The organism is Bordetella sp. FB-8, assembly GCF_000382185.1.
In the GTDB taxonomy this organism is placed as follows: Bacteria; Pseudomonadota; Gammaproteobacteria; order Burkholderiales; family Burkholderiaceae_B; genus Bordetella.
Window position 1 is genome coordinate 3,359,931 of the sequence record NZ_KB907784.1, and the last position, 20,313, is coordinate 3,380,243.

Annotated in this window: 20 protein-coding genes; 6 read left to right on the forward strand and 14 right to left on the reverse strand. The window is 62.0% G+C overall.

All coding sequences use genetic code 11. The features are described 5' to 3' along the window. Positions 1-44 precede the first annotated feature (44 nt). The 3 genes from prfB (at position 45) to lysS (ending at position 3,472) form a co-directional block, all read left to right on the forward strand. A protein-coding gene (gene prfB / locus H143_RS0116050; protein ID WP_155803415.1) for a peptide chain release factor 2 occupies positions 45-1,149 on the forward strand; the annotation gives its coding sequence in 2 pieces (ribosomal slippage) (positions 45-125 and positions 127-1,149; 1,104 coding nt in all). Positions 1,150-1,168: 19 nt separating this feature from the next. Beyond that, entirely contained in the window at positions 1,169-1,924 is a 756-nt protein-coding gene (locus H143_RS0116055) for an SDR family oxidoreductase (RefSeq protein ID WP_026350149.1), read from the forward strand. A gap of 9 nt (positions 1,925-1,933) precedes the next feature. Next, complete coding sequence (gene lysS / locus H143_RS0116060) at positions 1,934-3,472, forward strand: lysine--tRNA ligase (protein ID WP_019939287.1); 1,539 nt, start codon at positions 1,934-1,936, stop codon at positions 3,470-3,472. 38 nt (positions 3,473-3,510) lie between these two features. Here the strand turns inward: lysS and H143_RS0116065 are convergent, their stop codons facing one another. From H143_RS0116065 to uvrB, 11 genes are all read right to left on the reverse strand, one after another. Then, positions 3,511-4,398, reverse strand: a complete 888-nt coding sequence (locus H143_RS0116065) for a methylglyoxal synthase (protein WP_019939288.1) — start codon at positions 4,396-4,398, stop codon at positions 3,511-3,513. A 63-nt stretch (positions 4,399-4,461) separates the two neighbouring features. Beyond that, the gene (iscX, locus tag H143_RS0116070; RefSeq protein WP_019939289.1) at positions 4,462-4,656 is read right to left on the reverse strand and encodes a Fe-S cluster assembly protein IscX; all 195 of its coding nucleotides are present in this window, start codon (positions 4,654-4,656) and stop codon (positions 4,462-4,464) included. Further along, positions 4,656-4,997, reverse strand: a complete 342-nt coding sequence (gene fdx, locus H143_RS0116075) for an ISC system 2Fe-2S type ferredoxin (RefSeq protein ID WP_019939290.1) — start codon at positions 4,995-4,997, stop codon at positions 4,656-4,658. The genes iscX and fdx overlap by 1 nt, the downstream gene beginning before the upstream one ends. 41 nt (positions 4,998-5,038) lie before the next feature. Then, positions 5,039-6,904, reverse strand: coding sequence for a Fe-S protein assembly chaperone HscA (hscA, locus tag H143_RS0116080; RefSeq protein WP_019939291.1), 1,866 nt, complete (start codon positions 6,902-6,904; stop codon positions 5,039-5,041). A 43-nt stretch (positions 6,905-6,947) separates the two neighbouring features. Continuing rightward, on the reverse strand, positions 6,948-7,457 hold the full coding sequence (hscB, locus tag H143_RS0116085; protein ID WP_019939292.1) for a Fe-S protein assembly co-chaperone HscB: 510 nt from the start codon (positions 7,455-7,457) through the stop codon (positions 6,948-6,950). Positions 7,458-7,464: 7 nt separating this feature from the next. Continuing rightward, complete coding sequence (iscA, locus tag H143_RS0116090; RefSeq protein WP_019939293.1) at positions 7,465-7,788, reverse strand: iron-sulfur cluster assembly protein IscA; 324 nt, start codon at positions 7,786-7,788, stop codon at positions 7,465-7,467. Position 7,789: 1 nt separating this feature from the next. After that, on the reverse strand, positions 7,790-8,203 hold the full coding sequence (gene iscU / locus H143_RS0116095; RefSeq protein ID WP_019939294.1) for a Fe-S cluster assembly scaffold IscU: 414 nt from the start codon (positions 8,201-8,203) through the stop codon (positions 7,790-7,792). A gap of 92 nt (positions 8,204-8,295) precedes the next feature. Next, positions 8,296-9,507, reverse strand: a complete 1,212-nt coding sequence (locus H143_RS0116100) for an IscS subfamily cysteine desulfurase (RefSeq protein WP_019939295.1) — start codon at positions 9,505-9,507, stop codon at positions 8,296-8,298. A 21-nt stretch (positions 9,508-9,528) separates the two neighbouring features. Then, on the reverse strand, positions 9,529-10,077 hold the full coding sequence (locus H143_RS0116105) for a Fe-S cluster assembly transcription factor (RefSeq protein WP_019939296.1): 549 nt from the start codon (positions 10,075-10,077) through the stop codon (positions 9,529-9,531). A gap of 203 nt (positions 10,078-10,280) precedes the next feature. Continuing rightward, complete coding sequence (locus H143_RS0116110; RefSeq protein WP_026350150.1) at positions 10,281-10,772, reverse strand: low molecular weight protein-tyrosine-phosphatase; 492 nt, start codon at positions 10,770-10,772, stop codon at positions 10,281-10,283. 220 nt (positions 10,773-10,992) lie between these two features. Next, positions 10,993-13,068: an excinuclease ABC subunit UvrB gene (gene uvrB / locus H143_RS0116115; protein WP_019939298.1), complete on the reverse strand. Its 2,076-nt coding sequence runs from the start codon at positions 13,066-13,068 to the stop codon at positions 10,993-10,995. An 88-nt stretch (positions 13,069-13,156) separates the two neighbouring features. Between uvrB and H143_RS0116120 the strand changes: the two genes are divergently transcribed. The 3 genes from H143_RS0116120 to H143_RS23290 all read left to right on the forward strand — a co-directional run bounded on the left by H143_RS0116120 (position 13,157) and on the right by H143_RS23290 (position 15,645). After that, positions 13,157-14,362, forward strand: a complete 1,206-nt coding sequence (locus H143_RS0116120; RefSeq protein WP_019939299.1) for an amino acid aminotransferase — start codon at positions 13,157-13,159, stop codon at positions 14,360-14,362. Positions 14,363-14,653: 291 nt separating this feature from the next. Beyond that, positions 14,654-15,343: a transcriptional repressor LexA gene (gene lexA, locus H143_RS0116125; RefSeq protein ID WP_026350151.1), complete on the forward strand. Its 690-nt coding sequence runs from the start codon at positions 14,654-14,656 to the stop codon at positions 15,341-15,343. Positions 15,344-15,438: 95 nt separating this feature from the next. Continuing rightward, positions 15,439-15,645 carry a hypothetical protein gene (locus H143_RS23290; RefSeq protein WP_155803416.1) on the forward strand — a complete coding sequence of 69 codons (207 nt, stop codon included), beginning with the start codon at positions 15,439-15,441 and terminating at the stop codon, positions 15,643-15,645. On the opposite strand, the gene H143_RS0116130 is transcribed toward H143_RS23290, so the two are convergent. The 3 genes from H143_RS0116130 to clpX all read right to left on the reverse strand — a co-directional run bounded on the left by H143_RS0116130 (position 15,640) and on the right by clpX (position 20,310). After that, on the reverse strand, positions 15,640-16,203 hold the full coding sequence (locus tag H143_RS0116130) for a carboxymuconolactone decarboxylase family protein (RefSeq protein WP_026350152.1): 564 nt from the start codon (positions 16,201-16,203) through the stop codon (positions 15,640-15,642). The two genes, H143_RS23290 and H143_RS0116130, sit on opposite strands and share 6 nt — an antisense overlap. Positions 16,204-16,305: 102 nt before the next feature. Beyond that, positions 16,306-18,759, reverse strand: a complete 2,454-nt coding sequence (gene lon / locus H143_RS0116135) for an endopeptidase La (RefSeq protein WP_019939301.1) — start codon at positions 18,757-18,759, stop codon at positions 16,306-16,308. A 258-nt stretch (positions 18,760-19,017) separates the two neighbouring features. Beyond that, positions 19,018-20,310 carry an ATP-dependent Clp protease ATP-binding subunit ClpX gene (gene clpX, locus H143_RS0116140; protein ID WP_019939302.1) on the reverse strand — a complete coding sequence of 431 codons (1,293 nt, stop codon included), beginning with the start codon at positions 20,308-20,310 and terminating at the stop codon, positions 19,018-19,020. Positions 20,311-20,313 lie beyond the last annotated feature (3 nt).

The following is a 20,313-nucleotide window of genomic DNA, read 5'->3' on the forward strand; positions in this document are numbered from 1 at the left end:
TAAAATAGCAGGTTTAGCATCGCAAAAAAGACCAGGAAAACCCCATGGAAGCAGAACGCCAGAACCAAATCGCCGGCCGGCTGGCCGACTATGCGCAGCGCGAGCTGGCGCTACGGGGGTATCTTTGACTACGACGCCAAAGCCGAGCGCCTGCAGGTAGTCAACGCCGAACTGGAAGATCCCAAGGTATGGGACGACCCCAAGCACGCCCAGGAACTGGGCCGTGAAAAGAAATCCCTCGAAGACATTGTCGACACGCTGAGCAGATTGAGCACGGGCATTACGGATGCGCGCGAACTTTTCGAGCTGGCCGCCTCCGATGCCGACGACGACACGATGCTGGCCGTCGACGAGGATGCCAACGGCTTTCAAATCCTTCTCGAAGGCCTGGAATTTCGACGGATGTTCTCCAATCCGGCCGATCCGCTGAACTGCTTCGTGGACATCCAAGCCGGCGCGGGGGGCACCGAGGCGCAGGACTGGGCCTCCATGCTGCTGCGCCAGTATCTCAAGTACGCCGAGCGCAAGGGCTTCAAAGCCGAGCTCATGGAGGAGTCCGAAGGCGAAATCGCCGGCATCAAGTCGGCCACCATCAAGATCGGGGGCGAATACGCCTTCGGCTACCTGCGCACCGAAACCGGCGTGCACCGGCTGGTGCGCAAGAGTCCGTTCGACTCTTCGGGCGGACGCCATACTTCGTTCGCCAGCGTCTTCGTCTACCCCGAGATCGACGACTCCTTCGAGATCGAGATCAACCCGGCTGACCTGCGCATCGACACCTACCGCGCCAGCGGCGCGGGCGGCCAGCACATCAACAAGACCGACTCGGCCGTGCGCATCACGCACATGCCCAGCGGCATCGTTGTCCAGTGCCAGAACGACCGCTCGCAGCACCGCAACCGCGCCGAAGCCATGCAGATGCTCAAGTCGCGCCTGTATGAGTTGGAAATGCGCAAACGCATGGCCGAGCAGCAGAAGCTGGAAGACTCCAAGACCGACGTGGGCTGGGGCCACCAGATCCGCTCCTACGTGCTCGACCAGAGCCGTATCAAAGATCTGCGCACCAACGTCGAAATTTCCAACACGCAGAAAGTGCTCGACGGCGACCTGGATCCCTTCATCCAGGAAAGCCTCAAGCAAGGCATCTGACCATCACCAGGGAATGAACATGAGCGACACGATTGCAGTCATTACCGGCGCCTCGCGCGGCATCGGCGCGGCACTGGCGCGCGGCCTTCTGGATCCCGGCGTCAAGCTGATCACCCTGGCCCGGCGCGACGATGCCGAGCTGGCTGCCGCGGCCAAGGCCGCAGGCGCCGAACTGGAGCAGATCAAGGTTGACCTGTCCGACCTGGCCGGCGCCGACACCGCGGCCAGGCACGTGGCCGCCCTGCTCGCGCCTGGCGCCAAGCGCTACCTGCTGGTCAACAATGCCGGCACTGTCCACCCCGTGGCAGCCGCGGCCGCCCTGACCGACGGGCCCGCGATCGCCCAGGCCTTCAACCTGAACGTCACCGCCGTCATGCTGCTGACTGCGCATTTCGTGCAAGCCGTGGCCGGTTTCGATGCCGTGCGCCGCGTGATGAACATTTCCTCGGGTGCGGGCCGCAACCCCACCGCCGGCTGGGGCACCTACTGCGCCACCAAGGCAGCGCTGGACATGTACACCCGCGTGCTCAACCAAGAGCAAGGTGCGGGCGGCGTGCGCGCCGTGTCTATGGCGCCCGGCATCGTCGACACCGACATGCAAGGCACCATCCGCGCGAGCGATCCCGGCCATTTTCCGGCCCTGTCCAAGTTTCAAGACTTCAAGGCCAGCGGCGCACTGGCCCAGCCCGCCGATGTGGCCGGGCGTCTGATCGCATACCTGGGCCGGGACGATTTCGGCGCCACTGAAATCGACGACATCCGTAATTACAAGTAAAAGCCCGCCATGACCGAACAAACGACCGCCCCGCAAGACGCTCTGCAAGACGAAAACCGCCTGATTGCCGAGCGCCGTGCCAAACTGGCCAAGCTGCGCGAGGCGGGTGTCGCCTTCCCTAACGATTTCGTGCCCGATGCCCACGCCGCCGATCTGCACGAAAAATACGACGGCCAGGAACAACAGAACCTGCAGGCCGCCGATATCAAGGTGAAAGTGGCCGGCCGCATGATGCTCAAGCGCGTCATGGGCAAGGCCAGCTTCGCCACCTTGCAGGATGGAAGCGGCCGTATTCAGATCTATCTGGAAAAAGGTACGCTGGGTGATGAAGCCTATGCCGCGTTCAAACAGTGGGACATGGGCGACCTGATCGCGATCGAAGGTTCGGTCTTCAAGACCAACAAGGGCGAACTGTCGGTGCATGCCCGCACGGTGCGCCTGCTGGCCAAGTCGCTGCGCCCCCTGCCCGATAAATTCCACGGCGTGGCCGACCAGGAGCTGCGCTACCGCCAGCGCTACGTCGACCTCATCATGACGCAAGAGACGCGCCGCACTTTCGTGGCGCGCAGCAAGGCCGTGGGCGCCATCCGCCAGTTCATGCTGGATGCGGGCTTTCTGGAAGTCGAAACGCCCATGCTGCACCCCATTCCCGGCGGCGCGGCAGCCAAGCCCTTCGTCACACACCACAATGCGCTGGACATGCAGATGTTCCTGCGCATTGCGCCCGAACTCTATTTGAAGCGCCTGATCGTGGGCGGCTTTGATCGCGTGTTCGAGATCAACCGCAATTTCCGCAACGAAGGCGTGAGTCCGAGGCACAATCCCGAATTCACCATGATGGAGTTCTACGCGGCTTATGCGGACTATCGCTGGCAAATGAACTTCACCGAGTCGCTCATCCGCCATGCGGCCATCGCCGCCACCGCAAGCGCCGTGCTGCAGTACCAGGGTCGCGAACTGGATCTGTCCAAGCCCTTTCATCGCCTGACCATCTGCGAGGCCATTCTCAAGCACGCTCCGGAAAAAGGCTACCAGTACACGCCGCAACAAGTGGATGATGCCGACTTCGTGCGGGCTGAACTGAAGAGGCTGGGCGCCGACGTGAACGGCCCGGTGCTTTCGCGCGCCGGCCTGGGTGCCCTGCAACTGGCGCTGTTCGAGGAAACCGCGGAATCGCAGCTGTGGGAACCTACCTACATTGTCGACTACCCGTTGGAGGTCTCGCCGCTGGCCCGCGCCTCCGACACACGTCCCAACATCACGGAACGTTTCGAGCTCTTCATCACCGGCCGAGAGATCGCCAATGGCTTCTCAGAGCTGAACGATCCCGAGGAGCAGGCCGCTCGCTTTCGCGCCCAGGTCGAAGCCAAGGACGCCGGCGACGAGGAAGCGATGTACTACGACGCGGACTATATCCGTGCGCTGGAATACGGTATGCCGCCCACCGGTGGCTGTGGCGTGGGCATCGATCGCCTGATCATGCTGATCACCGACAGCCCCAGCATCCGCGACGTCATTCTTTTCCCGCATTTGCGGCGAGAAGACTGACCCGGCGCGGTCGGCGCGCGCAAGGTCGGTTTTCGGCCCTACGCCGAAATGCCGCGCCTGCCCACCGCCTGGGCCCAGCGCTGCGCCACCTCCGGCGACGTTGCGCACATGGCATAGTCGGTCTTGACGCGCACGGCGCGCTCGAGTAGCTGGATATCCGCCTCATGCTGGCGCGCGACATGGGGATCTTCGAAGAAGATCACCCGCCTGCAGCGGCGCTCCAGCACCAATTCGGCAATCTGCGCATCGCCGCCCAGCGGTCCGCTCAGATAGCGCTGCACCCAGGGTACCTCCTGGGGCCAGCCCTTGGACCAGGCAAGCTCATTGAGCAGTCCGCCCGTGGTCCCGGTGGCCACGCGCTGCGCAAAACGCGAAAGCAGATCGAAATGCCGGTCTGCGAAAGCGATCATCTCCCGCTTGAGCGCATCGTGGGCAATTAGGGCCAGCGTCTGCTCGCCGAAATCGAACAGGGAATCGACCTGCGGGTCCGGCGTCAGCCCCGCCCTCATGCGTTCGATCTCCATCCACTCGATGGCACCAGCCAGCGTCGAAATGAAAGGCAGCCCGTGCGCAATGCACTGGCGCTTGAGCGCCAGCAACTCGGGAAAAATCGAGGAAGGATCGACCGGATCGATGAAATAGATGGCGCCATCCAGCGACTCCTGCCCGTCGCGTGGCGGCGTCACCCGGGCCACCACCTTCATCAGGCCGCCGTCGCGGCCATAGGGGTAGCGCACCAGTCCACCATAGCCTTGCAGCATGCCTTCGCGCAGGATGGAATCGTAGGCCCGGCCCACGGTGTGCAGCTCGATGCCCAGCTCGCGTATCGTGGCCGAGCAACTACGCAGCCAGGTGAACAAGGCCGCGTCGGGGGTCGCGTGGTGCAGGCGGTTGGCCGTCAGGCCGAAGCGAAGCGGAGCAAACATGGCCGGGGACTCTGCTCGATGAAGACGAAATCGGATTATCCCGGCTTTCTCATTTCAATGCACTCACTGCATCTCGTCGATCCAGGCCATCTGGATAGCTTCGAGCACTTTTTCCCCGCAATGCGCCGGATCGTCGTCAAAGCCAGGCAAGACCAATACCCAACCGCGTAGCTCGGTAAATCGCACCGCTTCGGGATCGACGTCGGGGTGGGCGTCGGCCAAGGCTTCAGCGATCGCATAGACATCGGTCCATTTCATCAATGATCCTCCTTGGCATGATTGATCGTGTACTTGGGAATCTCGACGGTGAGATCCTGTGTACCGATTCGGGCCTGGCAAGACAGGCGCGAGGACGAAGACAGGCCCCAGGCCTTGTCCAGCATATCCTCTTCCGCGTCGCTGGCCTCGTCCAGCGATGCATAGCCCTGGCGCACGATCACGTGACAGGTGGTGCAGGCGCAGGACAGCTCGCAGGCATGCTCGATCTCGATATGGTTGTCCAGCAGCACGCGACAGATCGACACGCCCTGCGGTACGTCCACAATCAGCGCGCCTTCAGGACAGAGTTCGGGGTGAGGCAATACGGTCAGGCTGGGCATGGCTGCGATGTATTTGAATGGATTGTGTTCGTAGCGCCTGATCAGGCGAGTTCGTCGAGCCTGCGGCCGGCAAGCGCCTTGCGGATGCTGCGATCCATGCGCCGCGCGGCGAAGTCTTCGGTGGCCGCAGACAAGGCCTGCACCGCGGCCCGTACCGCATCCACATCGTCGCTTCCCACCACCGCGTCGGCGCCTCGCAATGCCGCGTCAACGCCGACGCGCTCCCGGTCCGACAGCAAGTCGCTATCGCCAACCAGGGCTGCGCGCACCGATTCGGCCAGTTGCTTGGCCTCGACCTGCTGCTCGCGCAGCATGCGAGCCTTGGCGTCGCTGTCGGCCTCGCGCACACTGTCGGACAACATGCGGGCGATTTCGTCGTCGGACAAACCATAGGAGGGCTTGACGGTCACGGCGGCCTCGACACCCGTACTCTGCTCGCGCGCGGTCACGCTCAAGAGGCCGTCGGCATCCACCTGGAAAGTCACTCGGATGCGCGCCGCGCCAGCGACCATGGGCGGTATGCCGCGCAGCTCGAAGCGCGCCAGAGACCGGCAGTCGGACACCAGTTCGCGCTCGCCCTGCACCACGAGCACGCTCATCGCAGTCTGGCCGTCCTTGAAGGTGGTGAATTCCTGGGCCCGGGCCACCGGGATGGTGCTGTTGCGCGGAATCACGCGCTCGACCAAGCCACCCATGGTTTCCAGGCCCAGCGACAGAGGAATCACATCCAGTAGCAGCCAGTCTTCTCCCGGCGTGCGGTTGCCGGCCAGCAGATTGGCCTGCAGCGCGGCGCCCAGCGCCACAACCTCGTCGGGGTTCAGGTCCACCAGCGGCTCGGTGCCGAACAATGCGCCCACGGCGCGGCGGACCAGCGGCATACGGGTCGAACCGCCTACCATGACCACGCCTTGCACCTGCGATGGCGCCAACTTGGCATCGCGCAGCGCATTGCGCGCACTGTCCAGCGTGCGATCGACCAGCGGCTGCGCCCAGGCCTCGAACTCGGAGCGGGCAATCTCGCGCGCAATCTCGCGGCCATCGGCCAGCACCAGCGCATAGTGCGCGGTTTCCTTGTCGCTCAGCGCCTCGCGCACCGCGCGAGCGGTCACCCTCAACGCCCGCCGGTCTCCCGGCGTGAGATCGTGCCCGTCCGGCAATTGCGCCAACAAGCGCTCGACGATCACGGCGTCGAAATCATCGCCGCCCAGCGCAGTATCACCGCCCGTGGCGATCACTTCGAACACGCCGCGCGACAAGCGCAGAATGGAAATGTCGAAGGTGCCCCCACCCAGGTCGTATACCGCATAGACGCCCTCGGACGCGTTGTCCAGGCCGTAGGCGATTGCCGCTGCGGTCGGTTCGTTCAACAGGCGCAGCACGTTCAGACCCGCCAGGCGGGCCGCATCGCGGGTGGCCTGACGCTGCGCGTCGTCGAAATAGGCCGGCACGGTGATCACCGCGCCCACCAGGTCATCGCCCAGCACATCCTCTGCGCGCTGGCGCAACACGGCCAATATCTGCGCCGAGACCTGCACCGGACTCAGGTCGCCCTGCACCGTGCGCAACCGCACCATGCCGGGCGCGTCGATGAATTCGTAAGGCGCGCCACTGGCCTGCGCCTCGGTCAGCGTGCGACCCATGAAACGCTTTACCGATACGATGGTATTGCGCGAATCGGTGGTCTGCTGGGCCTGGGCTTCGTAGCCGGTAGGCGTGCGTCCATCAGGCAGGTATTGCACGATCGAGGGCAGCAATCCCCGTCCGTGGGAATCGGGAAGCACTTCGGCTACGCTGCTGCGCACCGCGGCGACCAGAGAATTGGTCGTGCCCAGGTCTATGCCCACCGCCAGCCGGCGCTGGTGCGGCGCGGGCGATTCACCGGGTTCGGATATCTGCAATAAAGCCATGTCTTTTCTATATTCCCGACACAAGCCGCCATTGGGGCTTGCGCTATACCGGCCGCAGCGCGGCCAGCTCCTGTTCGATCTTGTCAATGAACAGCCATTCGCGCACGCACGCGGCGGCGGCCACATAATCGCGCCTGCCGTCGAGCAACTCGCATACGTGCTTGCGCATGACGTCCTGCGCCGCATCGAGCTCGGTCCGCAGCAAAGCCGCTATCTGAGCATCGCGGCGCGCATCATCCAGCATCTCGCGCCATTGCATCTGCTGCATCAGAAAGGCTGGCGCCATGGCCGTATTGCTTTCAGTCTGCAGATCCACGCCGGCCTGCTCGCACAGGTAGCGCGCGCGCAAAAGCGGATCGCGCAACTGCCGGTAAGCCTCGTTGGCCCGCGCTGCCCATTGCATGGCCACACGGCGCTCGACCGCACTGGCCGTGGCGTAGCGGTCGGGATGGACCTGCGCTGCCACCTCGCGCCATGCGCGCTCCAGGGCCTCTTGGTCCAGCCCGAATCGCGCCGGCAGCCCGAACAGGCTGAAGTAATCGTCTACCGCCACAGCCGCCCTACACCGTGAACGACTCGCCGCAGCCGCAGGTCGCTTTCTCGTTGGGATTGCTGAACTTGAAGCCTTCGTTCAAGCCTTCGCGCGCGTAGTCCAGTTCGGTGCCATCGATATACGGCAGGCTTTTGGCGTCCACGAATACTTTGACGCCGAAGTTCTCGAACACCTGGTCGCCCGCAGCGGGTTCGTCGACGTACTCCAGCTTGTAGGCCATGCCGGAGCAGCCAGTGGTGCGCACACCCAGGCGCAGGCCCACGCCTTTGCCACGCTTGGTCAAATAGCGGCTCACGTGGTTGGCCGCCTGTTGAGTCAGGGTGATGGACATGTCATTGTGCCGCGACGGCGTCGACCTCGACGGCTTCGCCATGCTTGGCGCGATAGTCGTTGACGGCTGCCTTGATGGCATCCTCCGCCAAGATGGAACAGTGGATCTTCACCGGCGGCAGAGCCAGTTCCTGGGCGATCTGGGTATTGCGGATGGCCATGGCCTGATCCAGCGTCTTGCCCTTGACCCATTCGGTGACCAGCGAGCTGGACGCGATGGCCGAACCGCAGCCATAGGTCTTGAAACGCGCGTCTTCGATGAGGCCGTCGGCACCCACCTTGATCTGCAACTTCATGACGTCGCCGCAGGCCGGCGCACCGACCATGCCGGTACCGATCGATTCGTCACCCTTGTCGAAGGAACCCACATTGCGGGGATTTTCGTAGTGATCCAGAACTTTTTCGCTGTAAGCCATGATGACTCTCCTGCTGATTTTTTAGTCCCCCGCCCTCGAGACGGGGGTTGGGGGGGCCGTCCCCCCATAGGGCTGCGCGTTGACGCGCAGCGTCAATGTGCAGCCCATTGGACGCTGTTCAAATCTATACCGTCCTTGGCCATTTCCCAGAGCGGCGACATATCGCGCAGCTTGCCCACTCGGCTCTTGAGCAGATCGACGGCGAAGTCGATTTCCTGCTCGGTGGTGAAGCGGCCGATGGTGAAGCGGATGGAACTGTGCGCCAGCTCGTCGTTGCGGCCCAGGGCGCGCAGCACATAGGACGGCTCAAGGCTGGCCGAAGTACAGGCCGAACCGCTGGAAACGGCCAGTTCCTTGATCGCCATGATCAGGGACTCGCCTTCGACGTAGTTGAAACTGACGTTCAGATTGTGCGGCACGCGGTGTTCCATGCTGCCGTTGACATAGGTTTCGTCGATTTGCGTCAGGCCCTTGTGCAGACGGTCGCGCAGCATGCGCACGCGCTCGTTTTCGGTGCCCATTTCCTCGCGGGCCAGGCGGAAGGCCTCGCCCATGCCGACGATCTGGTGCGTGGCCAGCGTGCCCGAGCGAAAGCCCCGTTCGTGGCCGCCGCCATGCATCTGCGCCTCGATGCGTACGCGGGGCTTGCGGCGCACATACAGCGCGCCGATGCCTTTGGGACCGTAGGTCTTGTGGGCCGAGAATGCCATCAGATCAACCTTGAGCTTTTGCAGGTCGATCACGACCTTGCCGGTAGCCTGGGCCGCATCAACGTGGAAAATGATGCCCCTCTCGCGACAGATCTCGCCTAGGGTCTCGATGTCCTGCACCACGCCGATTTCATTGTTGACCATCATGACCGACACCAGAATGGTGTCCGGGCGCAACGCCGCCCTGAAAGCATCCAGGCTGATCAAGCCATCTTCCTGCACATCGAGGTAGGTGACTTCGAAGCCCTGACGCTCGAGCTCGCGGCAGGTATCGAGCACGGCCTTGTGCTCGGTCTTGAGCGTGATGATGTGCTTGCCGCGCTCGGCGTAGAAATTGGCGGCGCCCTTGATGGCCAGATTGTCGGACTCGGTGGCGCCGGAGGTCCAGACAATTTCGCGCGGATCGGCATTGACCAGCTTGGCGACTTCGGCGCGGGCGTTTTCCACGGCCTCTTCGGCCTCCCAGCCGAAGGCATGGCTGCGCGAAGCGGGGTTGCCGAAATGCTCGTACAGCCAGGGGACCATCTTGTCGACCACGCGGGGGTCGACCGGTGTGGTGGCCGAGTTGTCCAGATAGATCGGAAGATTGCTCATGATGCAAGTGACTCCTGTGGCTTATAGGGCAGCATTGGTCTCGAGTGCCGACGACTCGCTGCTTGCCGCGCTGGCGGGACGAAGCACGGGCATCGCCGCCCCCTGAGCCTGGGCCGCGCGCTGCAACTGGCGCACGCGCTGCTGATCGACCAGGTCCTGCAGGGAAACGGAGTCGAGGTAGTCCACCATCTTCTGGTTGAGCGTGGTCCACAGTTCGTGGGTCATGCACTTGCCGTTGAGACCATTCATGCCATTCATGCCATCCAGGCCGCTGCTGCAGTCGTGCTTGCCGCCACAACTGGTGGCGTCCAGCGGTTCGTCGACGGCGAAGATGATGTCGGCCACGGTGATGTTGCGCGCCAGCCGGGCAAGGGAATACCCGCCCCCGGGACCACGCACGCTGTCGACCAGTTCATGGCGGCGCAGCTTGCCAAAAAGCTGTTCGAGATAAGACAAGGAAATATTCTGGCGCTGACTGATCGCTGCCAGGGTGACCGGACCGCTATGTTGCCGCATCGCGAGATCGATCATGGCCGTCACGGCGAAACGCCCTTTGGTGGTAAGACGCATGATGGGTTTCCTCAATACCTGAGTAATTGCATCAAGTTTATCAAATTCCCGAGTAAATTACTAGACCAATCCCCACATGCCTTAGGGTTAAGCGATTTTGCCGTCTGAATCATAGAAATTGAGAACAATTCTCAATTTTAATCAGGACGTGCAGCCAACAAAAAACCGCGCCGAGGCGCGGTTTTGATGGGATGAATCCGCGCTCAGGCGGCCTGATATTGGGTCGCGCGCTTACGCACCAACTCGAGCACACCCTGGCAGGCGTCTTCGAGATAATCCAGAACCCTACCGAAGCCCTCAGGGCCGCCGTAGTATGGGTCGGGCACGGTAGCCTCCTCGAACTCGTTGGCAAACCGCATCAGCAGCATCAGCTTGTGCTGATAGGCCTTGGGGCACTGCTGCTGAAGGGCTGAGAGGTTGTCCCAATCCATTGCCAGGATGAGATCGAACGTACGAAAGTCGTCCGCCGTGACCTGACGGGCCTCGCAGTGCGTGATGTCGTAGCCGCGTTTACGGGCGGCGGCCAGAGCACGCGCGTCAGGCGCCTCACCGATGTGATACGAATGCGTGCCGGCCGAATCGATGTCCACGACATCGCTCAAACCGGCGTCATTCACCATATGACGGAACACACCCTCTGCGCTCGGAGAGCGGCAGATGTTGCCCATGCAGACGAAAAGAACTTTTGTCATGATAGGTAAAAGTGTGAGGGAAAACCCGAAATAAGGCAAGCTTTTTTTGCAGTAGCACAAGAAAGCGATGCTTCTTTTTCTGAAATATAAAATACCATTTATATCAACTCGCTATATTTGAATATTCATCTCAAATCTAGATTAATTTCCATCACGGTTGCAGGCCTTTTCCCAGACTTGATGCTTTGCGGAAACGGCGTCCGCTTTGCGTGAATGCGCTCTGCTATACCGCGCCGTCGAACAGCACGCGTTTTTTTAGCGCCGTCAGCGCATCCCGGGTGGCTGCCGCCTGTTCGAATTCCAGATTGCGCGCATGGTCCATCATCAGCTTTTCCAAACGGCGGATTTCGCGGGCCAGCGCCTTCTCATCCGACAGCAGTTCGGCAGGCACGGCCGCTTCCAGGGTGTCGTGCGAGGCCGGCGCCACCACGCCATCTATCAGTTCGCGCACCGCCTTGTTGACACCGCGCGCGATAATGCCGTGCTCCTGGTTGTGCAGGATCTGTTTAGCGCGACGCCTCTCGGTCTCCTGCATGGCGCGCCGCATCGAGTCGGTGATACGGTCAGCGTACAGAATGGCATGGCCGTTGAGATTGCGCGCCGCTCTGCCTATGGTCTGGATCAAGCTACGCTCGGAACGCAAAAAGCCTTCTTTGTCGGCATCCAGGATGGCGACCAGCGACACCTCGGGAATATCCAGGCCCTCGCGCAGCAGGTTGATACCCACCAGAACATCGAAGACGCCCAGGCGCAGGTCGCGGATGATCTCGACCCGTTCCACCGTGTCGATGTCCGAATGCAGATAGCGCACCTTGGCGCCGTGCTCGGAAAGAAAGTCGGTCAGGTCCTCGGCCATGCGCTTAGTCAGCGTGGTAACCAGTACGCGTTCGCCCCGCGCCGTGCGCACCTTGATCTGCCCCAGCAAGTCGTCGACCTGCGCGCGCGCCGGCAGCACTTCCACGATCGGATCGACCAGACCCGTGGGACGCACCACTTGCTCGACCACGTTGTCGGCGTGCTGCTGCTCATAGGCGGCGGGTGTGGCCGAGACAAACATGCACTGGCGCATGCGCGCCTCGAACTCTTCCAGCTTGAGCGGCCGGTTATCCATCGCCGAAGGCAGGCGAAAACCATACTGCACCAGGGTTTCCTTGCGCGAGCGGTCGCCGCGATACATGGCGCTTAATTGGCCGATGGTCACGTGGCTTTCGTCAATGAACATCAAGGCATCGGCAGGCAGATAATCGATGAGCGTGGGCGGCGGATCGCCAGGCGCGGCGCCGGACAGATGGCGCGAATAATTTTCGATGCCTTTGCAAAAACCCAGCTCCTGCAGCATCTCGATATCGAAACGGGTGCGCTGGTCCAGGCGCTGCGCCTCGACCAGCTTGCCGTCGCTGACCAATGCCGAGGAACGTTCGCGCAGTTCTTCCTTGATGGTCTCGATGGCGCGCATCACGGTCTCGCGCGGGGTCACGTAGTGCGAGCCCGGGTAGACGGTGTAGCGCGGCAGCTTCTGGCGCACGCGGCCGGTAAGCGGATCGAACAGCTCCAGCGCTTCCACTTCGTCGTCGAACAGCGTCAGGCGCAGGGCCAGTTCAGGGCTTTCCGCCGGGAAAATGTCGATGGTTTCGCCGCGCACGCGGAAAACGCCGCGCGAGAAATCGGCATCGTTGCGGGTGTATTGCATGGCCACCAGGCGCGCCAGAATTTCGCGGCGCGAAATGCGGTCGCCGGTGCGCAAGATGAGCACCATGGCATGATAGTCGCCAGGGTTGCCGATACCATAGATGCACGACACCGTGCCCACGATCACTGTATCGCGCCGCTCGAGCAGGCTCTTGGTGGCCGACAGGCGCATCTGCTCGATATGCTCGTTGATCGAGGAGTCCTTCTCGATGAACAGGTCGCGCGTGGGCACGTAGGCCTCGGGCTGGTAGTAGTCATAGTACGAAACGAAATACTCCACCGCGTTCCTGGGAAAGAACTCGCGCATCTCGGCGTAGAGCTGAGCGGCCAGCGTCTTATTGGGCGCCAGCACCAGGGCCGGACGGCCCAGACGGGCGATCACATTGGCCATGGTGTAGGTCTTGCCCGAGCCGGTCACGCCCAGGAGCGTCTGGAACATCAGGCCGTCATGCAGCCCCTGCACCAGGCCTTCGATGGCCGCGGGCTGATCGCCTGCCGGTGGATACGGCTGGTAGAGATGAAACGGACTGTCGGGATAATCGACATAGCGGCCCTCGGGAGAAGGCCCGCCGAAGGATTCGGATTCCGGGACGACAGAGTCGACGGGCATGCTAGACTTTAATTGAGGGAAACCCCTCATTATCCACAGGCCTTGGTGGCGAGTCCACCCGGCTCGACCACTGACGCTAAACACGCCCATGAGCACCCTCTTCGCATCCGTCGAACAAGCCCCCCGCGACCCCATCCTCGGCCTGAACGAGCAATTCAACGCTGACACCCGTACCGATAAGGTGAATCTGGGCGTGGGCGTGTACTACGACGATGAGGGCCGCATTCCCCTGCTGGCCGCGGTACGCAAGGCCGAAGTGGCCCGCATCGAGGCCGCCGCCGCTCGCGGCTACCTGCCCATCGAAGGCATTGCCGGCTACAACAAGGGGGCGCAGACCCTATTGTTGGGCGCCGACTCGCCGCTGATCGCTGCCGGCCGGGTGCTCACCGCCCAGGCCCTGGGTGGCACCGGCGCACTCAAGATTGGCGCCGATTTCCTCAAGCAGATCCTGCCCGGCTCCAAGGTACTGATTAGCGATCCTAGTTGGGAAAACCACCGCGCCCTGTTCGAGCGCGCCGGCTTTCCCGTCGAAACCTATGCCTACTACGATGCCGCCACCCGGGGCCTGAACTTCGCCGGCATGCTGGCCGCGCTGCAGGCTGCCCCGGCCAAGACCGTTGTCGTGCTGCACGCCTGTTGTCACAACCCCACCGGCGTGGACCTGGACACCGCCCAATGGAAGCAGGTGGCCGAGGTGGTCAAGGCGCGCGACCTGGTACCTTTCCTGGACATTGCCTACCAGGGTTTCGGCGCCGGCCTGTACGAAGATGCCGAAGCCGTGCGCATCTTCGCCGCGCAAGACATCACCATGCTGATTAGTTCCTCGTTCTCCAAGTCGTTCTCGCTGTACGGTGAACGCGTGGGTGCGCTGACTCTGGTGGCTGGCGACAAGGACGAGGCCGGCCGCGTGCTGAGCCAGCTCAAGCGCGTCATACGAACCAATTATTCCAATCCACCCACACACGGCGGCACCATCGTCTCCAGTGTGCTCAATACGCCCGAACTCTTTGCCATGTGGGAAGAGGAACTGGCCGGCATGCGCAGCCGCATCCGCCTGATGCGCCAGCAATTGGCCGAGAAGGTCCAGGCTGCGGGCGCCTCGCAGGATTTTGGCTTCATCGTCAAGCAGCGCGGCATGTTCTCGTACACGGGCTTGACCGCAGCACAGGTCGACACCCTGCGCGAACAGCACGGCATCTATGCCGTGTCCAGCGGCCGAATCTGCGTAGCCGCGCTCAACAGCGGCAACATCGGCACGGTGGCCAAGGCCATCGCGGCCGTCCTCAGAAGCTGAACGCAACTTTCCGGCCTTGAAAGCCGGCGCGGATCGATCCGCGCCGGCTTTTTTCATTCGAGCGCCTTCAAGAGCCCCTTGCGCGCCGCCCGATTCAGCCCAGGCTGCGATAAAGCGCCATGGCGCCATGACTCGACTTCCAGCACGTATAGGAATGGCGTCTCACCGTTCGCGCTTATGGAGCCGAGCAGCAGCGCTTCATCATGCCGCCCGCATAGCCGCGGCATCACACTTGATTTTTGGCGCGGCGCCCATCAAAATAGCTGTATATCCATACAGTCAGGATGCTTCATGGCTACCAAGCTCACCGCGCGCCAGCAGGAAATCCTCGATCTGATCCGAGCCGCCGTCGCGCGCACCGGGTTTCCGCCTACCCGCGCCGAAATTGCCCAGGCATTGGGATTCCGATCCCCCAATGCGGCCGAGGATCATCTCAAGGCGCTGGCGCGCAAGGGCGCCATCGAACTCACCGCCGGCGCTTCGCGTGGCATACGTCTGCTTGCCGGCGAAACCCATGACGCCCAGGCTCGCCAGGGCGCGATGCCCGGCCCTATTGGCACGCTGCTCGCCGAGTCGGCCGACGCACTCTCTCGCCTGCTGCTGCCTCTGGTCGGGCGTGTGGCTGCGGGTAGCCCCATCCTCGCTGCAGAACATGTCGAACGCGAAATCGGCGTCGATTCCGCCCTGTTCGCGCAAACACCCGACTACTTGCTCAAGGTAAAAGGCATGAGCATGCGCGATGCCGGCATCTTGGAAGGCGACCTGCTGGCCGTCAAGCGCGCCTCCGATGCGCGCAACGGCCAGATCGTCATCGCCCGCATCGACGACGACGTGACGGTCAAGCGACTGCAGCGCAAGAGCGGGCGCATCGAACTGCTCCCCGAAAATCCCGATTTCGAACCCATCGTGGTCGAGCCTTGGCAAGACTTCGCGCTGGAAGGTATCGCCGTGGGACTGATCCGCACCCAGCCACTGCACTAGGGGGGCTGTCAACACTAAAAAGAGCACGGCTATGCAGAGTGAACTGATGTTCTATATCAATCCTCAGTCGCGCGGCAATATCGTGAGCAGGATACTTGAAGTGGCGGTGCGCCCTAAGCCCCCGTCGTACTGACCTAAAGCGGCACCATGAGCCCCCGGAATATCTCGCCGTCAATCCGATGGGTAAGATGCCTGCCATGTGGTGTGCAGACAAGGGCGTCACCGAAGGTGTGGCCAACTGCACCTATCTTGCAGATGCCTTGCCTCATGCGCGTTGGCACCTTTGGTGCGGCCCGCTATAGCGACGGCAGTACGGCCTGGTCCAAAGCGGCCGGTGTGGGCGTGCGCGCGGCGTTCATCAGCATGGCCAGGTTGGCGTAATAGCCGTTGACACCCACCAAGTCCACTACACCCGGTTCACCCAGCGTGTCGATGGCAGCCTGCCATAACGCATCGTCGATATCCTGGCGGTTCAGTAGCGTTTTGCTAAACATATAGACCAACTGCTCATCCGACTTCAGATCGGCCGGATCTCTGCCATGTCCGATATCGTCGATGGCCTGCTGGGCAATGCCTTCGCGAGCTGCAATCGGCGCATGAATGGCCCACTCCACCGGCTGGTTCCAGTGCCTGGCCACCACCAGAATGGCCAGTTCCGACAAGCGCAATCCGATGGCGCTGCGATAGCGCAGGTACTCCCCCAGCCGCTGCATGTGCGCGGTAAGCTCCGGGCTGCGCAGCATGGGTAAGAAAGGCGATATCAAGGCCCCGCGTGGTCCATCGATGATTTCCTGGGCGCAGGCGCGCTGCGCATCCGTCCATTGCGCGGGTGGAATCGGTGCAAGTCTGTCCTGATTCATATCGACACAGTCATGAAAAACACCCCAAGCGCTGGAGTCATGTCCAACACTTGGGGCGCGGCTCGCGGGAGACAGGTCCGGGTTTTGGCCCGGCATGCCTGCTTAGTGCTTGACTACCGGATCGGTGGCCGCCCCTGCGGTCGAGGCGGCAACGACGGCCTCTTCCTTGGGCGCTTCTTCCTCGCCCAAGGGCTCGGGCAGGCGCTCCAGAGCCAGTTCCAGAACCCTGTCGATCCAGCGCACCGGCACGATCTCCAGCGAATTCTTGACGTTGTCGGGAATGTCGGTCAGGTCCTTGACGTTCTCCTCCGGGATGAGCACGGTTTTGATGCCGCCGCGGTGAGCCGCCAGAAGTTTTTCCTTCAGGCCGCCGATGGGCAGCACTTCACCGCGAAGCGTAATCTCGCCCGTCATGGCGACATCGGCGCGCACTGGGATGTGCGACAAGGCCGAAACCATGGCGGTCGTGATCGCGATACCCGCCGAAGGACCGTCCTTGGGCGTTGCGCCCTCCGGGAAGTGGATGTGCATGTCGCGCTTCTCGAACACGCTGTCGGCAAAACCCAGCCGGCGCGCGCGCGAGCGCACCACCGTACGGGCGGCCTCCACCGACTCCTTCATGACGTCGCCCAGCGAACCGGTGCGCTGGATTGCGCCCTTGCCGGGCATGTCCACCACTTCGATGGTGAGCAGATCGCCACCGACTTCCGTCCAGGCCAGACCGGTAACCTGGCCGACCTGATTTTCCTTCTCGGCCATGCCGAAGGTATAGCGGCGCACGCCCAGATAGTCGTTCAGGTTCTCACCATTGACCTTGACAGGTAGCAACAGCGACTCGGTCCCGGCCTCGCCCCGCTTGTCCTTGTCGACCAGCAGCTTCTTGACCACTTTGCGACAGATCTTGCCCACTTCACGCTCGAGCGCCCGCACGCCGGCCTCGCGCGTGTAATAACGCACGATATCGCGCAGCGCGCTGTCGTCGACCTCGATCTCGTTTTCCTTCAGCCCGTTATTTTGCATCAGCTTGGGCAGCAGATGATCGCGGGCAATATGGATCTTCTCGTCTTCGGTATAGCCCGACAAGCGAATGACTTCCATACGGTCAAGCAATGCCGGCGGGATATTCAGCGTATTGCTCGTCGCCACGAACATCACGTCGGACAGATCGAAATCGACCTCGACATAATGATCCTGGAAGGTGTGGTTCTGCTCGGGATCGAGCACTTCCAGCAGCGCCGAGGCTGGATCGCCGCGGAAATCCATGCCCAGCTTGTCGATCTCGTCGAGCAGAAAGAGCGGATTGCGTACGCTTACCTTGGACAGGTTCTGCAGAATCTTGCCCGGCATGGAGCCGATGTAGGTGCGGCGATGGCCGCGGATCTCGGCCTCGTCGCGCACGCCGCCCAGCGCCATGCGCACGAACTTGCGGTTCGTGGCCTTGGCGATGGACTGGCCCAGCGAGGTCTTGCCCACACCAGGAGGACCAACCAGGCACAGGATCGGCGCCTTCACCTTGTCGACCCGCTGCTGCACGGCGAGATACTCGATGATGCGTTCCTTGACCTTCTCCAGGCCGTGATGGTCGTCATCCAGTACCTTCTCGGCATGGGTGACGGAATTGTTGACCTTGCTCTTTTTTCTCCAGGGCAGGTTGACGAGCGCGTCGATATAGTTGCGCACCACGGTAGCCTCAGCCGACATGGGCGACATGAGCTTGAGCTTCTTGAACTCGGCATCGGCCTTCTTGCGCGCTTCCTTGGACATATGCGCGGCAATGATCTTCTTTTCCAGATCTTCGAGGTCCGCGCCCTCTTCGCCTTCGCCCAGTTCCTTCTGGATGGCCTTGACCTGCTCGTTCAGGTAATAGTCGCGCTGCGACTTTTCCATCTGCTTCTTGACGCGGCCGCGGATGCGCTTTTCGACCTGAAGAATATCGATCTCGGCCTCGAGTTGGGCCAGCAGGCTTTCCAGGCGCTCGGACGTGCCGGTGATTTCGAGCATGGCCTGCTTCTGTTCGAGCTTGAGCGGCAGATGCGCGGCAATGGTGTCGGCCAGGCGGCCTGGATCGTCGATGCCGGCCAGCGAGGTTAGGATCTCGGGCGGGATCTTCTTGTTGAGCTTCACATATTGCTCGAACTGGGCCACGATGGCGCGGCGCAGAGCTTCGCTTTCCGAACTCTGGCTCAGGTCGGGCTCGATGGGCGTGACTACGCTGGTGAAATGCGATTCCGCGTCTTCGATACTGTCGATGCGAGCGCGCTGCGTGCCCTCGACCAGAACCTTCACGGTGCCGTCGGGCAGCTTGAGCATCTGCAGGATGCTGGCTACGCAACCGATTTCATAGACATCCTCGGGCGTGGGATCGTCCTTGCCGGCGGATTTCTGGGCGACAAGCATGATGCTCTTGCCGGCTTCCATGGCGACTTCGAGGGCGCGGATCGAACGAGGCCGGCCGACGAACAGCGGAATGACCATATGCGGAAACACCACGACGTCGCGCAAAGGCAGAAGCGGCAGGTCGATGGGTTCGGCGGGCAGGGTCTGATGGGCAGACATAGAGATTCCTCGATAGACTGCGTATAAGGGCGGCGACCCCCGGATAAACGGATTCCGGGCGGGCCGATGGTTATGTCTGATATGGGAACAATAGCCGAAAATTCAAGCGCCGGCGCGCACGGTCATAAAAATGAAAAAACCCGTAATTTCTACGGGATTTTCATTGAAAAGGCCAAAATCAGCACGGATCTTGTTTTGCCGCCCGGATGGCCGACCCTGCAGCGGGAAGGGACAATCCCCTCCCTCGCTACGGACGATTCAGGCCGCGGCTTCGCCGCGTTCGACCTTGGGGGCGCTTTGGGCGTCATCCTCGGCATAAATGAGCAGCGGCTGCCCCTGACCTTCGACAGCGCTTTCATCCAGCACCACGCGTGTGACCTTGCTCTGGGAGGGTAGCTCGTACATGGTGTCCAGCAACGCGGCTTCAAGAATGGAGCGCAGACCTCGGGCGCCGGTCTTGCGCTTGAGCGCCTTCTCGGCGATGGCCTTGAGCGCGCCCGGCCGCACGTCGAGCTCGGCGCCTTCCATGGCGAACAGTTTCTGGAACTGCTTGAGCAAGGAATTCTTGGGCTCGGTGAGAATGCGCACCAGGGCTTCCTCGTCCAATTCGTCCAGCGTAGCCACCACAGGCAGACGCCCCACCAGTTCGGGAATGAGGCCGAACTTGATGAGGTCTTCAGGCTCGACTTCGCTGAAGAGCTCGCCCACACCGCGCTCGGACTTGGCGCGAACTGAGGCCGAAAAGCCAATGCCGGACTTCTCCGTACGGTCCCGGATGACCTTTTCCAGGCCGTCGAAGGCGCCGCCCACGATGAACAGGATGTTGGTGGTGTCGACCTGGACGAAGTCCTGATTGGGATGCTTGCGCCCCCCCTGCGGCGGAACCGAGGCCACCGTGCCTTCGATCAGTTTGAGCAGCGCCTGCTGCACGCCCTCACCCGACACGTCGCGGGTGATGGACGGATTGTCCGATTTGCGCGAGATTTTGTCGATTTCGTCGATATAGACGATGGCGCGCTGCGCCTTTTCAACATCGTAGTTGCAGCTTTGCAGCAGCTTCTGGATGATGTTCTCGACGTCTTCGCCGACGTAGCCCGCTTCCGTAAGCGTAGTGGCGTCGGCCATGACGAAGGGTACGTTGAGCATGCGCGCCAGGGTCTGAGCCAGGAGCGTCTTGCCCGAACCCGTCGGGCCGATGAGCATGATGTTGCTCTTGGAAAGCTCGACCTCGTCGCCCTTGATGTCGCCGTGGCGGATCCGCTTGTAGTGGTTGTATACGGCCACCGCCAGCATGCGCTTGGGCGCCGTCTGGCCGATGACGTACTGGTCGAGGAAGGTTTTGATCTCGGCCGGGGTGGGCAGTTCGGAACGAATAGCAGCACGCGCGAAAGCCTGGGCTTCCTCGCGGATGATGTCGTTGCACAGATCGATACATTCATCGCAGATGAATACCGATGGCCCCGCAATCAGCTTGCGTACTTCGTGCTGATTCTTGTTGCAGAAAGAACAGTGCAGCACTTTAGTGTCTGCCGAACCCTTTTTGTCAGGCATAAA

Coding starts and splice junctions, on each gene's coding strand:
- H143_RS0116055 (WP_026350149.1), top strand. CDS start 1,169: ATGAGCGACACGATTGCAGTCATTACCGGCGCCTCGCGCGGCATCGGC.
- lysS (WP_019939287.1), top strand. CDS start 1,934: ATGACCGAACAAACGACCGCCCCGCAAGACGCTCTGCAAGACGAAAAC.
- H143_RS0116065 (WP_019939288.1), bottom strand. CDS start 4,398: ATGTTTGCTCCGCTTCGCTTCGGCCTGACGGCCAACCGCCTGCACCAC.
- iscX (WP_019939289.1), bottom strand. CDS start 4,656: ATGAAATGGACCGATGTCTATGCGATCGCTGAAGCCTTGGCCGACGCC.
- fdx (WP_019939290.1), bottom strand. CDS start 4,997: ATGCCCAGCCTGACCGTATTGCCTCACCCCGAACTCTGTCCTGAAGGC.
- hscA (WP_019939291.1), bottom strand. CDS start 6,904: ATGGCTTTATTGCAGATATCCGAACCCGGTGAATCGCCCGCGCCGCAC.
- iscA (WP_019939293.1), bottom strand. CDS start 7,788: ATGTCCATCACCCTGACTCAACAGGCGGCCAACCACGTGAGCCGCTAT.
- iscU (WP_019939294.1), bottom strand. CDS start 8,203: ATGGCTTACAGCGAAAAAGTTCTGGATCACTACGAAAATCCCCGCAAT.
- H143_RS0116100 (WP_019939295.1), bottom strand. CDS start 9,507: ATGAGCAATCTTCCGATCTATCTGGACAACTCGGCCACCACACCGGTC.
- H143_RS0116105 (WP_019939296.1), bottom strand. CDS start 10,077: ATGCGTCTTACCACCAAAGGGCGTTTCGCCGTGACGGCCATGATCGAT.
- uvrB (WP_019939298.1), bottom strand. CDS start 13,068: ATGCCCGTCGACTCTGTCGTCCCGGAATCCGAATCCTTCGGCGGGCCT.
- H143_RS0116120 (WP_019939299.1), top strand. CDS start 13,157: ATGAGCACCCTCTTCGCATCCGTCGAACAAGCCCCCCGCGACCCCATC.
- lexA (WP_026350151.1), top strand. CDS start 14,654: ATGGCTACCAAGCTCACCGCGCGCCAGCAGGAAATCCTCGATCTGATC.
- H143_RS0116130 (WP_026350152.1), bottom strand. CDS start 16,203: ATGAATCAGGACAGACTTGCACCGATTCCACCCGCGCAATGGACGGAT.
- lon (WP_019939301.1), bottom strand. CDS start 18,759: ATGTCTGCCCATCAGACCCTGCCCGCCGAACCCATCGACCTGCCGCTT.
- clpX (WP_019939302.1), bottom strand. CDS start 20,310: ATGCCTGACAAAAAGGGTTCGGCAGACACTAAAGTGCTGCACTGTTCT.